Raw genomic sequence first — 14,838 nt, forward strand, 5'->3', positions numbered from 1 at the left:
CCGTTTGCGCGACGACAGACACCGCTCGGGGCGAAAAACGCTTGCCCAGCGAGCAAAATCAGGCGATCTTGAAGTCAAGCGGCAGGCCACTTGGGGAATGTCGGTTCAATTTCTGACGTCCCCAGAATGCCTGCGATATCTCCACGGGCGGCGTACCTTCGAAACGTTCCGTAGGGTATTTTATTCTTCACGGCTATTTTCAAAAATAAGCGTAAAGCGAAGACCTGTAGAGACAGCGTGAATATTCTGGCTGGGTCAGCACCAATGCTTGATGTCACCTCGACTCGGTTGATTTTTGAAGCAAACGCCCCATAGAGTTTGACGTCTGCGTTCTGCAAACCTGACTCAGTCAGAGCGATATCTAAATCCCTTGAGGCGTCAGTGCTTCGTTTAATGTTCATGCTTTCATCCCTACGACTGTCACCTCACAGTGTTGGCCTTTGGTATCCACCCACTACATGGCCAAGTTTTTCATGTCGCCTGCAAGTCAACGCTATTGGCCAGATGGCACAGACATGATCTGATCCGGATCAATCCAGCAATTGCCATCGTCATAGTGTACGAACTGACGCCAATCGTCGCGTTTGCCAAATGCCTTAGCAAGACTGTTGGTTTGATCCCCATACCCTGCCTCGAACAAGACGGCGGAAGTCCGACACTCCGGCAGACCTGACCAATAAGCATCAAAGAGCTGCTTGAGCAACAGCCGCTGCTTATCACCACGAAACGTAATCGTCTGACCTTTGAGCCAGACAATCCCACAATCTTCCGAATGATCGATCGGGAAACGACGCTGCACTTGCCCGGGGAACACCCGAGCCCTGAGGACCTGCGGCGAGATCGCGAGCTTGGCCGGATCACCCGCAACATCCGCCACATTTATGATGTGGTTGCGCTTCTGGGCGGTCTCCGGGATGCGCTCACCGGGCGTGGAGGTCAGGATAATGCGGATTTCCGGCGGCGGTTTGCGCCCAATCAGCGCCTCGAGTTGCGCCCAGCCCCCCGGATCCCCAAGCCGCCGGGCAAACCAGACGGGCACTGGGGCCTTCGCTCCGGCGAACTTGATGGTTCCCACGTCCCATACGAGATCAGAGATCAAGGGCGTCGGGCGTGAAGGCCCGGCACGGTCGAACGCCACCAGCATCTTGGCGAGGGCCTGACCGTAGTCGACCATGCAAGCCGCGATGTCTCGATTTTCAACGCTGATCCAGCGGCCCGTGCTGTCGTGATAGCCGTATGATTTCAGCTCGGCCGACCAGGTGGCCTCGACCGGTTCATCCTCGTAATCGTCCATCCCGGCAACAACTGGGACATGCCCGCTCGGCACCAGAAGCTTCGCTGCGAGCAATGCGTCGGTCGCACCGCGCGAGACCTGATGCAGCGCCGATGCCTGGAGAGACGTGCTGCGGGCTTCCATGGCCCGCAGCAGGAGGTCGATCGCCCGCTTACTCAAGGACGTCGCCTTCGTCATTGTCGTCTTTCAGGATGCCCCAGAGGCGCAGATACTTCTCGCCGATCAGGCGCTCTTGCGCCGTCATGTCCTTCAGATTGCAGCCGTGCGGCATCGTGACGTTGAGGGCCAGCGACTTGCCACGACCGCCGGAGGGGCCCGGATGGAACTTGATGGTGAAGCGTGCGCGGGTAATCACCCATTCCGGCACGTCACCTGCGTGACCGAACACATGGGCACCGCCCCCGATGTCCAGTCCGATACGGTGTTCCGCCATCTGCCAGATCGTACGGTCGGCGCCCGACATGGTTTCAAGCGTGATGCGCTCCTTTGCGTCGCCGAGATCCATCAGACGCAGTTCCTTGACTGTCACGCTGGCAATCCCGTCGGCAGGGTCGGTCGGGAAGTCGAACGGCCGCAGCAACATGCTGAGGTCGTATTCGCGCAGCGGCAGCGACTGGTCCTCACCAAGGGTGATCCCGAGCAGATCGCGCGCCATGAACCGGGTCAGATCGATCCGGTCCTCGCGGGTCTTAGCCACAACTTCGATCACGCCAGTCGCAGCTTCATAGGTCAGCGCAGCTTCGAAGACAGGTTTCACGATCCGGCGTGACAAGGTGCTGTTGGCATCGAAGCCCAGCATGTCCTCAGGACGCCCCTCCCGGTAGACCGCGACCTGAACAAGTTCGCATTCTTCACCATCGAGGATCACCCGGTGGCGGTCGAAGATGTCGACATGGACATTGGGCGTCTCAAACCGAGCCCGGATTGCCGCCGTAAACGCCGCGAGCGAGATCGGGTCCTTTTTCACCTCCAGATAGGCATCGACGCCAAACCCGCTCCAGGACCGCGTCCGGCGACGTTCGTCGTTGTAGCGCACCTCTTCCGCGAGACGGAAACGATCAGGCTCCTTCAAAAAAACCCACAGCGAGCGATTGTTGGCCCCCTCCAGCGCGTCGAACACAGCGCGGTTTTGCACGACGTTCTGCAAGGCGTTCTGCCCCGGTTCATCAGCGAGAGCCGCGACACGGCCGGCATCAAGGACGACGCGCTGCTTTTCGTCGTCGGACATGCCGTCCACGGCCTTGATCAGCGGCTCGACGACGTCCGGCTCGGGCTTGGTCCAATCGACAGGCGCGAGCGAGGTGAAAGCGCCGGCAGTGAAGTAGTCCTGCAAACGGGTAACGGGGGTCTTGCGGAGGAATGCAGCAATGGCGGTCATGCGGGGCCCTTTCTTGGCCGGGAGGAGGAGGGAATCAGCGCAGCGCGATACGCTGGCGTTCGATATATACCGAACAAATCGCCAAGTCTACTTGCGTAGTACGTTTTTGTTCGGCATACCGAACACGCGTCCTGAACCCAAGGAAATCAAGGATGAAACGATGACCACGTCCCTCGGCGCGAAGATCAAGCGCCACCGCCAGGAAAAGGGATACTCCCTCGACAAGCTCGCCGAGCTGACCGACTCGAGCAAGAGCTACATCTGGGAGTTGGAAAACCGCGACACACGCAAGCCGTCAGGTGAAAAGCTGACCCGCATCGCCCAAGCCCTCGAGGTCACGACAGATTACCTACTCGACGACAGCGAGGAGCCCAGTGACCAGGTTCTGAAGGAAGCTTTCTTCCGAAAGTTCAGCAAGCTTGCCCCCGCAGATCAGGAAAAGATCAACCAAATGATCGACATGTGGGGGAAGAAGGATTGAGCTTGCCCACAACGCCGCAGGGTTGGGCCATCCGCCTGACGCAGATCCTAGCGCTTCATCAGGCAGCGCACGGGCTCCCGCGTTTCCCAATCGATGTGGCGGCCTTGGCACAGGATTTCTCACGGCAGGTCTTTCCTGACGCGCCGATCACGATGGTCGGGGGTCTGGACCTGTCGAAGGGCGTCGAAGGTATGCTGATGCCGCGCCGCGACGGCTCGGGCGAGTGGGGCATCATCTACAACGAAAGCATCCGCTCGCGAGGGCGGCGCAATTTTACGTTGGCCCATGAACTGGGCCACTACCTTCTGCACCGCCAAGCCCACCCCAGCGGCTTTGAATGCACCAACCGCAACATGGCCGACTGGGACGAAAAGCTGACTAAGATCGAAGGCGAGGCGAATACCTTTGCCTCCTACCTGCTGATGCCGCTGGACGATTTCCGCGCACAGATCAAGGGGCGGGTTATCGACATCGATGTGATGACCGAGTTGTCGGACCGCTATGCCGTGTCGCTGACCGCGGCCATCCTCAAATGGATGACCATCACTGACAAGCGGGCTATGATCGTCGTTGGCAAGGAAGGCTTCATCGACTGGGCGTGGTCCAGCGAGCCGCTCCTAAAATCCGGTGTCTTCTACCGCGCCCGGCAGATCGTGACCGAGTTGCCAGCGGCGTCTCTGGCAGCGCAGGAAGTTGACCAGGATACCGGCCGCCACGGCCATCACCACCCGACAGGTGTCTGGCTCGGCAGCGAGCCCGTGCGCGAAATGACCGTGTTCTCGCCCGGCAACGAGATGTCGATTTCGCTGCTGCTTTATCCCGACCGTGCCCCGTCGCGAAGGGAGATGGCCGAGCTTGAGGAAGAGCCGACGCTCGACACTTTCGACAAGTTCATGTCCTGACCTTGGAGGCGCAATGCCAAAAGAGACAACCGCAACTGGCAAATGGCGAGAACCGGGCGTTCCCCATAAGGGGTGGACATGCGTTGGCATCGAAGAATTGGAAGAGCAGGACCATCTGTGTGAGATGTGCGAGGCGCGCCAGGTTCGTTTCGTCCACGTTATGCAAAATTCCCGATATCCAAATGAGTTAAGGGTCGGCTGCGTTTGTGCAGGGCACATGGAGGGGGACGTTGCTCAGGCAAAAGAGCGAGAAAAATCCGCTCGTAACAGATCCTCTCGACGCAAGACTTGGCTATCAAAGGGCTGGCGTACTTCGAGAAAAGGGAACCCGTACAGAAACAAGGAAGGCCTGAACGCAAGCGTATTCCAGAGCGGGCGCGGATGGTCGACAATTGTTCAGAACGATCACATTAAACTTTCCGCATCTGGGCTACCTACAGAAGACGCAGCAAAGCTGAAGGCATTTGAACTTTTCGAGGACGGCCAGAAAATCCTCAAGCGTAGGCCATAGCGCTTGGCGTCAGCACCTAGTGATTCGTCGATCCTCTCCTGAACGGAACGATGATGAGCTTGAAATGGTCGATATTGATTGCGCAGCATTTCGCCAAAGCGCGCGACGACCACATTTGACCGTAAAAAATTGATTCTATTGATGTTTTAGACGATTTCGCGATACCTTCTGCGCATCATCCCAATCGCGAAAAGTCGCCATGTCATCCACTATCGAAGGCCCGGTTTCGGGGCCCAATCCCCTATGCCCTGAGCGCATGTCATCGGAAGCGCGCGTCGTCGAGATCGGCCGCATCCTGGCCGCTGGGGTCATTCGGCTGAACGCCGCACAGTCCAGCGGTTTATCTGCCGAAACTGGAGACAGTTTCGTGGACTTCTCGCCCCGAAAGAGCGGTGGTCGTCGTGCAAAACGCATCCGTATCGGAGGAATTCATGAAGCATCACAATAAGATAACCCCTGCGGAGCCGGGTCATGATCCAGGCCTGGACCAGACAGTGCTGTCGCGCCTGGCCGCCCTGAAGGCGATGTCGGTCAAGGAGTTGAAAGCCGAATGGGAAAAGCTCCTTGGCACCTCGGCGCCGAACAACAGCCGGGCGTTTCTGGAGCTTCGGATAGCCTATCGTCTTCAGGAACTGATCTACGGCGGCCCCGACCGGGACACGCGTCGCATGCTGGATCTTCTGGCTGACGAGGTCGAAGGCCATGCCCGGCGCAAACAGCAGATCGTCGACCCCCGCAATCCCGTGGCAGGCACGAAGCTTCTGCGCGAATGGGACGGCGTCGAACACGCCGTGACCGTGCTGAAGGACGGCTTCGACTGGCGGGGATGCAAATTCAAATCCCTCTCCGCCGTCGCCCGCGAAATCACCGGCACCCGGTGGAACGGGTACCGCTTCTTTGGTCTGCGCGAGCGCAAACGGGAGGAGGCATGATGCAGATGGAAACCCGCCCAAACCGTCGCCTTCGCTGCGCAATCTACACCCGCAAGTCGAGCGAGGAAGGGCTCGACATGGAATTCAACAGCCTCGACGCCCAGCGGGAGGCCTGCGAGGCCTATATCGCCAGCCAGAAATCTGAGGGCTGGGTCGCCACGCGCGAACGCTATGACGATGGCGGATTTTCGGGGGGCAATCTGGAACGCCCCTGCCTAAAGCAATTACTAGCAGATATCGATGACGGACTGATCGATGTGGTCGTGGTTTACAAGATCGACCGCTTGTCGCGCTCGTTGATGGATTTCTCCAAGCTAGTCGAGGTGTTCGACCGCAACGGCGTGACCTTCGTCTCGGTGACGCAGTCCTTCAACACGACCACCTCAATGGGACGGCTGACACTGAACATTCTGCTGTCCTTCGCCCAGTTCGAGCGCGAGGTCATCGGCGAACGCATCCGCGACAAGGTGGCAGCCTCGCGCAAACGCGGCATCTGGATGGGGGGGTATGTGCCCCTCGGCTACGAAGTGCAGGATCGCAAGCTGGTGGTGAACGAGGCCGAAGCCGCCAACGTGCGACGGATCTTCCAGCGGTTCATTGAGCTCGGCTCCGCGACACTGCTGGCGCGCGAACTGCGTGGCGAAGGCTTCCGCAGCAAGCAGGGCACGCTGATCGACAAAGGCTACCTTTACCGGCTGCTGAACAACTGCGTGTATCGGGGCGAAGCCCTGCACAAGGGGAAGGCCTACCCCGGAGAGCACGATGCCATCGTTGACTCGGACCTATGGGATCGCGTGCATGCCATCCTGCAGGAAAGCCCCCGCAAGCGGGCCAACAACAGCCGCGCGCAGACGCCAGCGCTCTTGAAGGGGATGATCTTCGGCGAAAATGGTGCCGCCATGACGCCGACCAGCACGAAGAAGGGGGCCAAACTTTACCGCTACTATGTGTCCATGGACGTGATCCGGAACCGCGAGACCGGCGAGGAGACCGCGCCGATGCGGCTCGCCGCCGGAATGATCGAGGATGCGGTCGTGGCCGAAGTGCGGCGCATCCTGCAAACGCCGGAGGTCGTCACGCAGGTGTTGGCGGCCCTGAAACGCGACGACCTTGGGGCATCCGAGGCGGACGCCATCGCTGCCCTGCACGAGTTCAATGCGCTCTGGTCGCAACTCTTTCCGGCTGAACAGGCGCGGATCATCCAGTTGCTGGTGCGGCGCATCACGGTCACCACTGCCGGGCTCGAGGTCGACATTCGCCGCGAAGGCATCGCGGGCGTCATCCGCGAGATAGTCGCGCCGCGCAGGATGGAGGCTGCGGAATGACCAAGCCGGGCGATACGATCCGCGTGCTGATCCCCCTGAAGGTGCGCAAGAAGAACGGGCGGCCGAAGATCCTGCCGCCAGCCGACTATCGACCGAGCGAGGATCAGGCGCAGGATCCGCACATCCTTCGGGCCATCGGCCGCGCATGGGGCTGGCGGCGGCGCATGGATGCCGGTGAGTTTGCCACCATTCAGGAACTGGCCGAGGCCGTTGGGTTGGCCGAGCGCCATGTCAGCAGGCAGCTACGATTGGCGTACCTTTCGCCAGAGGTGCTGAAGCGTCTGACCTGCCGGCGCGAGGCGTCAGCGGTCAGCCTGTACGATCTGTGTTTTCTGGCCGGGGAGACTTGGGAGGAGCAGGCTGAGCGGGCGTTCGGGCGCGCTTAGAAACGAGACCTAGAATTTGACGCCGTCCCGCACTCAGTGGCGCTGGAACATGGCTGTCCAAGCATGTATTTCATGAAAAAGGCAGCGCCTGACCGTAGGCATGCCCAAACTCTGCTATTTTTCTAAGCTATTGGAAAGCTGATTTCGAATGCGTGTGGACGTCCCCTACGATTTGTCGCCGGTTAGCCTCGCGGGGTTCGCCTGCATGCTCCGAGATCTTCCAGACGCAGCCGAATACGAGTTCCACTTTGGCGGCGAGCGTTGGTTTCCCCCATTTTCGATGCTGCTCCTTTCTGCTCTGCTTCGCCAGTTCCGAGGCAATCGACCAGCAGCTCGTCGACGAGCACGGGATCATGAAAATCACTCATACGCGGCGCATTTCGGCTTTTTCCGATCTTTCGGTCTTCAACATGGAAACGCCCCCGGTGAGGCACCTGGAAGTTCTAGGTACGTTCCGATCAGCGAGCTTGATGTCGCTGAGATTCGCCAAGAGGCATTCGACTCTTTTCAGGAAGTAGGAGACGTAATTGAGGGGAAAGCCGCCGAGCTTGCTGGACTACTGACGCGCCATCAGCTGGGAGAATTGCAGGATACCCTTACATATTCGATCCGCGAGATCATGCGAAATGTCGTTGAGCATAGCGGTTCCGAAAAGATCCATATTTGCGCTCAATATTGGCCCCAACGACATGAAGCCGCATCGCCCATCTCGAAGCCGATGTCGAACGCTACATCACCGAGATGGTCCGCATCGACCGGCAGGAGGAAGGCGAGACAAGGGCCGGAAAGGTCGAGCATCTGTCCCGCCGCTATGGCCGCATCCGGCAAGAGATCGCGCGGCTCAAGGAGATGGACAAGGCTTTGGCCGACGCGCCGGACGGCCAGATCTCCCTGACGGACCCCGACGCCCGCTCGATGGCGACCAGCGCGCGGCACAGCGGCTTGGTCGGCTACAATGTGCAGAGTGCCGTCGATGCCGAGACGCATCTCATCGTCGCGCATGAGGTCACCAATCAGGGCTTCGACCGCGAACAGCTCAGCCCGATGGCCATCGCGGCCAAGACCGCCCTTGGACGGGACGACCTGCATGCCATCGCCGACAAGGGCTATTTCAGCGGGCCGGAGATCCTGGCCTGCCATGAGGCAGGGATCACGACGACGGTGCCGCGGCCCGCAACCTCGGGCAATGCGGCCAAGGGCATGTATGTGAAGGCTGACTTCGTCTATGACGCCGAACGGGACGTCTATGTCTGCCCGGCAGGCGAGGACCTGACCTACCGCTACACGACCGAGGAACGCGGCATCCCGATCCGGCGATATTGGATCAACGGATGCAAGACCTGCCCCCTTCGGACCCACTGCACGACCGGCAACGAGCGGCGCATATCACGCTGGGAGCGCGAGGATCTGGTCGACGACATGGATAGCCGCCTTGGGCGGGACCCGGACTACATGACCCTCCGCCGCTGCACCGTCGAGCACCCGTTCGGAACAATCAAGGCGTGGATGGGCAGCACCCATTTCCTGACGCGCAGGCTGAAGAACGTCCGCAGCGAGATGGCGCTGAACGTTCTGGCCTACAACATCAAGCGAATGGTTGCCCTGCTCGGCGTCAGAGGGCTGATGCGCGCCTTGCAGGCGTAAAGATGCATTCTGACGCCCCTTTGCGGCCCAACCGCGGCCATCAGGGCCCGCTCAGACGCGCCGCCAGGAGCATTTTCAACACAGGGTAAGCACGGCAGCCGACCTGCGCCGTTCCACGCGCCAACGCTGGGTCGCACTCGCGTTTTTACACAACCTCGGCCCAAAGCCGACCTTCGTGCCAAACTGTCGTGCATTGGGGCAGTCGTCCAAAGCGGTTATTCCGATGTCGGCCTCAAGCCCTAGAGCCGTCCTGCCTCAATGATCTGTTTCAGGAATTGCCGCGTGCGAGGTTCCGTCGGATTGCCAAAGATCTGCTCGGGCGGCCCCTTTTCCAACAGGCGACCCTGCTCCAGAAACACCACCATGTCTGACACCTCGCGCGCAAACTGCATCTCATGCGTGGCCAGAAACATGGTCATGCCGTCCTGCGCCAGATCGCGGACGATGTTCAGCACTTCGGCCACCAATTCCGGGTCAAGCGCTGATGTGATCTCATCCAACAGCAGCGCCTCGGGGCGCATGGCGATGGCGCGGACGATGGCGACGCGTTGTTGCTGGCCGCCCGAAAGCTGATCGGGATAATAGGCGGCGCGGTGGCCCAGCTGCACCCGGTCCAACAGGGCGCGGGCCTGATCGCGGGCGGCCTCGCGGCTTTCCCCCAAAAGACGCATCGGGCCGGCCATGATGTTTTCTTCCACCGACAGGTGCGGAAACAGGTTGAAGGATTGAAACACCATCCCGACCTTGCGGCGCAATCGGTTCTGATCCACCCCCGGCCCCGATACCACGTCGCCGTCAATGCTGATCTGGCCGCCGTTGATCGTCTCCAGCGCGTTCAGGCAGCGCAGCAGGGTGGATTTGCCCGAGCCTGAGGCCCCGATCAGGCTGACGACCTGATGGCGCTCTACCTCCAGATCAATGCCCTTCAGCACTTCATGATTGCCGTAGATCTTTTTCAGATCCTTGATTTCGATAAAGGCCATGGCTTACCCCCGCTTCCGTTTTTCAAGACTGCGTTCCAGCATCCAGTCCACAAAACGGGTCTGGGGGATGGTGATGATGACAAAGAGAACCGCCACCACCAGCACCGACGAGAGGTTGAAGTTGGCCGAGGCGTAAAACTTGGCTTGGTTGAAGGCGTCCATCGTGCCGATCACGTTGACCAGCGATGTATCCTTTTGCAGCGCGATGAAGGCCCCCAGCAGCGGCGGAATGACGATGCGGATGGCTTGCGGCAGGATGAACCAGCGCATGGTCTGGGCGAAAGAAAAGCCCAAGGACCGCGCGGCCGACCATTGTGAGGGATGGATGCTGTCGATGCCCGATCGGTAAATCTCTGCGACATAGGCTGAATAGGTCAGCGTCAGCGCGATGATGGCAAACCATTGCGAGGACACTTTGGAGATCAGGGGCAGTCCGGTCATCGGCAGGCCAAAGCCGATCAGGTAAAGCACGATGATCGCTGGAACGGCGCGGAACAGGTCGATATAGGCAATCGCCATCATCCGCACCGGCGCACCGGCCTTGCCGGGGGTCAGGCGGGCGACGGCAAGGAAGAGGCCGACGATCATCACCAAGGCCTGTGCGATCAGCGCCAGTTTCAGGTTCACAAGGAATGCGCGTGCCACATCGGCGGCGGATTCCGTCATCAGATCCCAGCGCAGAAAAGTTTTCTGGATCTTGCCGTCATTGAAAAAGATCATCTGAGCCAGAAAGAACGCGATGATCAGCGCCAGCGTCAGGCCAAAGACCACCATGCTGCCATCGCGGGATTTGGCGGCACTGGCTCGGGCGGCTAGAACGTCAGACCGCGAGGCTTCGGCCCCCGATTGCAGCGACTGCGTCAGCGCCCGGGCTGCAAGCCAGAGCGTCACCGCTCCGGCCGCGATGGCCATATAGAAGGCCACGGTGGCAACGCCATGCAGGCCGGGGTCAGTGACCCCGGCGCGCACCGCGCCGCCGATGATGGCGATGCCCACCAGACCCCCCGCCGAGATCAACAAGGCGCCGAGAGCCAGCCCAAGGCTGGGTGGTGCGGGGCTGAGCTTTGAGGGGTCAAGCGTGGTCATCTGATCACTGCGCCCACATCGGAATGGCGTTCGGGTCTTTGCCGAACAGGGGCGTCAGGTAAGTGGCCGACAGGCCGTTCAGCGTGCCATCGGCAACCATCTCGCCCACGGCGGCATCGACAGCGGGCGTATTGACCGAACCCTTGGGGGTAATCACATTGACGCCCCAGCCGGTGTTATACTGGCCAACCACATCCAGTGCGCCATTGGTGCCAGAGGTGGCGGTCAGCAAAAGCGTGGTGTCGGTCATGATGGCATCAACCTGATCGGCCATCAGCGCGGCAACCATCTCGGGCTGGCCCTGATATTGGCTGACTTCGACCGAAGGTTTCAGCGTGTTGATAACCCAATCGGTGCCAAGGTTGCCCTGCAACACGCCAATACGCTTGTCCTTCAGGTTTTCCGCCGTCACATCCGCGCCGGTCTTGGTGGCAACACCCAGATTGGCCGAGAAGTAGTTTTGCGAGAAGTCAAACACTTCACGGCGCTTGTCGGTAGCGGCGGCCGAGGCCATGGCGATGTCATAGCCCGTTGCGGCCCCGCCAATGAACTGGTCCCATGCCAGGTTCATCAGCTTCATGTGTTTAAGGCCGGCGCGGTGGGCGATGTTGGCGGCCAGGCAGTATTCAAAACCGTCCAGCGTGTCCTCAGGCGAGGTGCCGTTCCACCAGCCGGGGTTCGGCAGCACGGTGGCGACGATCAGGGTATCTGGTTCAACCGTGGTCAGGCTGATGCTGCCCGCCTCGCCGGTCGGCGCGCAGTTGCCAAAGTTGGGTGCATCACCATCGGCAAAGGCAATCGCGGGCAGCGCGATGGTCGCCAGAAGGGCGGCGGTGAAGCTGCGTTTGGTCATCATGGTCAGTCCTCCTTGTTGATCGGTTTTTCTCGACATCTTGCGCGATGGCTCATGTCGGAATCGCTTGTAACAATCGTTATTGATGGATAACGTATGTTATGAAATACGGATGTGTCAACTGCAACGACACGCCAAAGACAGGGATCCGATATGGCCGAACCGAACCGCCTTGCCGACAAGATGGCCGATGCCGCGCGCGCGGCTTGGGTGGCTGCGGCGCGTGACAGTCTGATCGCCAGCGGCGTTTCTGGGTTGAACCTGCGTGGGCTTTCGGCCTCGCTCGGGGTCACTACCGGGGCGTTTTATTCCGTGTTTTCGGGGCTTGAAGACCTGCACGAGGCGCTGCGGCAACGGTGGATTGACCAGAACGTCACCCCGATGATCGAGGCGATTGCCGCAGTCGGGGATGATGGGTTCATGCAATATCTGGCGGCACTGCGCGTCACCATTCTGGAGGATGGAATCGACCCACGCTTTGACAATGCCATCCGCGACTGGGCGCATTCCTCGCCCCGCACGGCCGAAGTGCTGGCCGACGCCGACACCCTGCGAATCGCGGCCCTCGAACGGATGTTCCTCGCCTTGGGGGAAGATGAAAAGCGCGCCATGATCCGCGCCCGCATCGCCTATTTCCATCAGGTTGGCTATGGAACGCTGGAGATCCACGATGACCCGGACGAACGCCTGCTGAACCTGCGCTATTACGCCGAGGCGCTGACCGGCCGCCGCGATTTGCTCGTCTGCACGTCTGCCGACGAAGTGCGGCAGTTCATCCTGACAGGCCACCCCCCCGTGAAGGTGACCGCATGACCCGAAAGCAGATCCTGATCCTGATCCGCCACCACGAAAAGCCCGACGATGACCGGGTGCAGGCTTTTGCCGAAACGCATGGGCTGACACCTGTCAGCTATCGCCCCTTTGAGGGCGACGCTCTGCCTGACCTGACCCCCGATGTTGCCGGGGTGGTGGTCTTTGGCGGGCGGCAATCGGCGGCGGATTTCGAAAGCTACCCCTATCTGGCCGATGAGATGGCCTTCATCCAAAAGGTCATGGCCGCGGACCTGCCCTTGCTGGGCATTTGCCTGGGCGCGCAACTGATCATCCGCGCCTTGGGCGGGCAGGTCGGCCCGTTGCACGGCAATCTGCACGAGTTTGGCTATTACCCGGTGACGCCCACGCCCGAGGGCCAGGGCTTCCTGCCCGACACCTTGTATGTGACCGAAGCGCATTACCACACCTTCACCCTGCCCGAAGGGGTGACGCATCTGGCCCGCAGCGAGAATTACGCCAATCAGGCGTTCCGCTATGGTCCAAAGGTTTATGGCGTGCAGTTCCATCCCGAATGCACGGCTGACATTTTCCGCCGCTGGCAGGCCTCAGAACACGCAGCCTATGGCCAGCCCGGCGCGCAAACCCGCGAAGAGCAGGATCGCTTAATGGCGGAACATGATGCGGCGCAGGGGGCGTGGTTCAATGGCTTCTTGGAAGAGTTGTTTTTGGGCAAACCAGCCAGATAGCTGGGGCACAATAGTCAGGGCGGATCAGTGCCTTGATGGCAGCGGGACGCACCACTGGCAATCTTCACTGATCGAACGGCAGCTTTGAAAAACCCGGCCGCATGCGGCACCATACCGGCGAAAGCCCGCTTTCCGCCCTCCACGTCAAAAATGCCGCAACTGCGAATGGCAGAAAATCAGCATTGCTGTAAGCGATGTTCTTCTCTCCCTTACTGCCATCAGGGCTCTCCCGGAGCGGGCTGATCATCCGAGATCTCCAATACCGGCTCTGCGCCGAAAGGGCGGGAAATAATCCGAAGGACATCTCGCGAGATAAAGATGCGGTTTCTGGCGTTTCCGGTGATCTCTTCGAGGATGCGGGCGTCCACAAGACGATCGATGCCTTCGCCGGCCGCTTTGGCAGTAACACTGAGCAATTCCATGAGTGTCCGCACGGACAGGACAGGACAGAACGGCAGAAGCTTCAGGGTCTCACTCGCTGAAGATCTTTGGCGAAGCTTCACCCTCTGTTTCCAGAGATCCGTCAAAGTCGCGAGTGCATCGCGCGTCTTTGTCAGTTCTTTTTCCGTTTCGACAATTCCCGTGGCAATGGCACCAACGAGGGGCGTCGGGTCCAGTCTCTGCTGCGCCGCCTTGAGTGCTTCATAATAGATGGTGCGGTTGGCCTCGATCCATGGAGAGAGATAGACTGGCTCATGGCCCTCCGCGGCCAGCATCAGAGGGATAAGCAACCGGCCGACGCGCCCATTGCCATCGAGAAAGGGATGGACCGCCTCGAAATGAGCATGCGCGATCGCTAGCCTGAGGATGAGGCCCTGATTCACAGTGTGAGGCCCGTTCCCCCGCATGTAGGCGGCGGTATCCTCGAGGCATGCCATGATGTGTTCGGGGCCAGGCGGGTTCCAGGTGGAATATGCGATATCTTTGCCTGTCGCCCCGATCCATACGACTTTTTCCCTAATCTCCCCTGGGCCGCCCTTGTAGTCAGGGTCATTATTCAGGACCTCATGATGGACCGCTGCAAAATGCGCGGGTGTGAAGATATCTGGCCCAATCTTTTCCGCTTGCGGCACCAGAGTGTCGAGGGCCATGGCGTAGCGGCGCACTTGCCTTGCCGTGGCATCCTGCTCGTTCCCGACATCACCGCTCAGGACGGCAGCAAGCGTGCTTTGTGTGCCTTCCATGCCGGAACTGGACAGGGCTTCCTGTCGCCTTATGAGGCGAGATAGCAGAAAACGCTCAACGCCCGTTTCCGGGGGCGCGGAAAGACGTCCAAGGGCTGCCACCGCTTTTTCGACCATCTGACCGTGCCCTGCCAGGTGGAATGGCTCCTCCGATGGCGGGGCCGGAACCACACCATAATGTGACGTGCGATCTGTCGTGTAGCGGACGAGTCTTGCCCGCACGTCTGGGTGAAGGTCCTCGCGGCGCAACCTAACCCCACATTCTCCAAGTAAGTCGCTGATTTCGCTGTCGTAATCGTGATATTTCGCATATAAATCATGGCGTTGACGGCTGCGAGGGGCGCGTTTCATGGATCACC

The 14,838-nt window shown here is 60.1% G+C and carries 15 protein-coding genes and 1 pseudogene; 8 read left to right on the forward strand and 8 right to left on the reverse strand.

Features of this window, described 5'->3' with window-relative positions; all coding sequences use genetic code 11:
* Positions 1 to 74: 74 nt before the first annotated feature.
* The 3 genes from IE126_RS24505 to IE126_RS24515 all read right to left on the reverse strand — a co-directional run bounded on the left by IE126_RS24505 (position 75) and on the right by IE126_RS24515 (position 2,672).
* Entirely contained in the window at positions 75 to 401 is a 327-nt protein-coding gene (locus IE126_RS24505; RefSeq protein WP_189382877.1) for a hypothetical protein, read from the reverse strand.
* A gap of 92 nt (positions 402 to 493) precedes the next feature.
* Positions 494 to 1,471 (reverse strand): hypothetical protein, encoded by a 978-nt coding sequence (locus IE126_RS24510; RefSeq protein WP_189382879.1) that lies wholly within the window; start codon positions 1,469 to 1,471, stop codon positions 494 to 496.
* Positions 1,446 to 2,672 (reverse strand): hypothetical protein, encoded by a 1,227-nt coding sequence (locus IE126_RS24515; RefSeq protein WP_189382881.1) that lies wholly within the window; start codon positions 2,670 to 2,672, stop codon positions 1,446 to 1,448. The genes IE126_RS24510 and IE126_RS24515 overlap by 26 nt, the downstream gene beginning before the upstream one ends.
* Before the next feature lie 160 nt (positions 2,673 to 2,832).
* Here IE126_RS24515 and IE126_RS24520 point away from each other — a divergent pair, with 160 nt between their 5' ends.
* The 6 genes and pseudogenes from IE126_RS24520 to IE126_RS24545 all read left to right on the forward strand — a co-directional run.
* On the forward strand, positions 2,833 to 3,153 hold the full coding sequence (locus IE126_RS24520; RefSeq protein WP_189382883.1) for a helix-turn-helix domain-containing protein: 321 nt from the start codon (positions 2,833 to 2,835) through the stop codon (positions 3,151 to 3,153).
* Positions 3,154 to 3,257: 104 nt separating this feature from the next.
* The gene (locus IE126_RS24525; RefSeq protein ID WP_189382885.1) at positions 3,258 to 4,055 is read left to right on the forward strand and encodes an ImmA/IrrE family metallo-endopeptidase; all 798 of its coding nucleotides are present in this window, start codon (positions 3,258 to 3,260) and stop codon (positions 4,053 to 4,055) included.
* Between the two features lie 903 nt (positions 4,056 to 4,958).
* Positions 4,959 to 5,498: a DUF2924 domain-containing protein gene (locus IE126_RS24530; protein WP_268245849.1), complete on the forward strand. Its 540-nt coding sequence runs from the start codon at positions 4,959 to 4,961 to the stop codon at positions 5,496 to 5,498.
* Between the two features lie 5 nt (positions 5,499 to 5,503).
* On the forward strand, positions 5,504 to 6,823 hold the full coding sequence (locus IE126_RS24535; protein WP_407646094.1) for a recombinase family protein: 1,320 nt from the start codon (positions 5,504 to 5,506) through the stop codon (positions 6,821 to 6,823).
* Positions 6,820 to 7,209, forward strand: coding sequence for a hypothetical protein (locus IE126_RS24540; RefSeq protein WP_189382888.1), 390 nt, complete (start codon positions 6,820 to 6,822; stop codon positions 7,207 to 7,209). Before IE126_RS24535 ends, IE126_RS24540 begins: the two co-directional genes overlap by 4 nt.
* Positions 7,210 to 7,902: 693 nt before the next feature.
* Positions 7,903 to 8,853: pseudogene (locus IE126_RS24545) on the forward strand (transposase); the annotation flags it as partial.
* Between the two features lie 239 nt (positions 8,854 to 9,092).
* Here IE126_RS24545 and IE126_RS24550 read toward each other — a convergent pair.
* From IE126_RS24550 to IE126_RS24560, 3 genes are read right to left on the reverse strand one after another with little or no spacing between them, the layout of a single operon-like run.
* Positions 9,093 to 9,836, reverse strand: coding sequence for an amino acid ABC transporter ATP-binding protein (locus IE126_RS24550; protein ID WP_189382890.1), 744 nt, complete (start codon positions 9,834 to 9,836; stop codon positions 9,093 to 9,095).
* A gap of 3 nt (positions 9,837 to 9,839) precedes the next feature.
* Positions 9,840 to 10,922, reverse strand: coding sequence for an amino acid ABC transporter permease (locus IE126_RS24555; protein ID WP_189382891.1), 1,083 nt, complete (start codon positions 10,920 to 10,922; stop codon positions 9,840 to 9,842).
* 4 nt (positions 10,923 to 10,926) lie between these two features.
* Positions 10,927 to 11,778 carry an ABC transporter substrate-binding protein gene (locus tag IE126_RS24560; RefSeq protein WP_229825890.1) on the reverse strand — a complete coding sequence of 284 codons (852 nt, stop codon included), beginning with the start codon at positions 11,776 to 11,778 and terminating at the stop codon, positions 10,927 to 10,929.
* 150 nt (positions 11,779 to 11,928) lie between these two features.
* Between IE126_RS24560 and IE126_RS24565 the strand changes: the two genes are divergently transcribed.
* Together IE126_RS24565 and IE126_RS24570 are read left to right on the forward strand one after the other, a co-directional pair.
* Positions 11,929 to 12,588, forward strand: coding sequence for a TetR/AcrR family transcriptional regulator (locus IE126_RS24565; protein WP_189382893.1), 660 nt, complete (start codon positions 11,929 to 11,931; stop codon positions 12,586 to 12,588).
* Entirely contained in the window at positions 12,585 to 13,295 is a 711-nt protein-coding gene (locus tag IE126_RS24570; RefSeq protein ID WP_189382895.1) for a type 1 glutamine amidotransferase, read from the forward strand. Before IE126_RS24565 ends, IE126_RS24570 begins: the two co-directional genes overlap by 4 nt.
* 64 nt (positions 13,296 to 13,359) lie before the next feature.
* On the opposite strand, the gene IE126_RS24575 is transcribed toward IE126_RS24570, so the two are convergent.
* Entirely contained in the window at positions 13,360 to 13,542 is a 183-nt protein-coding gene (locus tag IE126_RS24575) for a hypothetical protein (protein ID WP_189382896.1), read from the reverse strand.
* Positions 13,514 to 14,596 (reverse strand): Fic family protein, encoded by a 1,083-nt coding sequence (locus tag IE126_RS24580; RefSeq protein WP_189382904.1) that lies wholly within the window; start codon positions 14,594 to 14,596, stop codon positions 13,514 to 13,516. Before IE126_RS24580 ends, IE126_RS24575 begins: the two co-directional genes overlap by 29 nt.
* Positions 14,597 to 14,838 lie beyond the last annotated feature (242 nt).

This window comes from Gemmobacter nanjingensis (genome assembly GCF_014652195.1).
GTDB classification, from domain to species: Bacteria; Pseudomonadota; Alphaproteobacteria; order Rhodobacterales; family Rhodobacteraceae; genus Gemmobacter; species Gemmobacter caeni.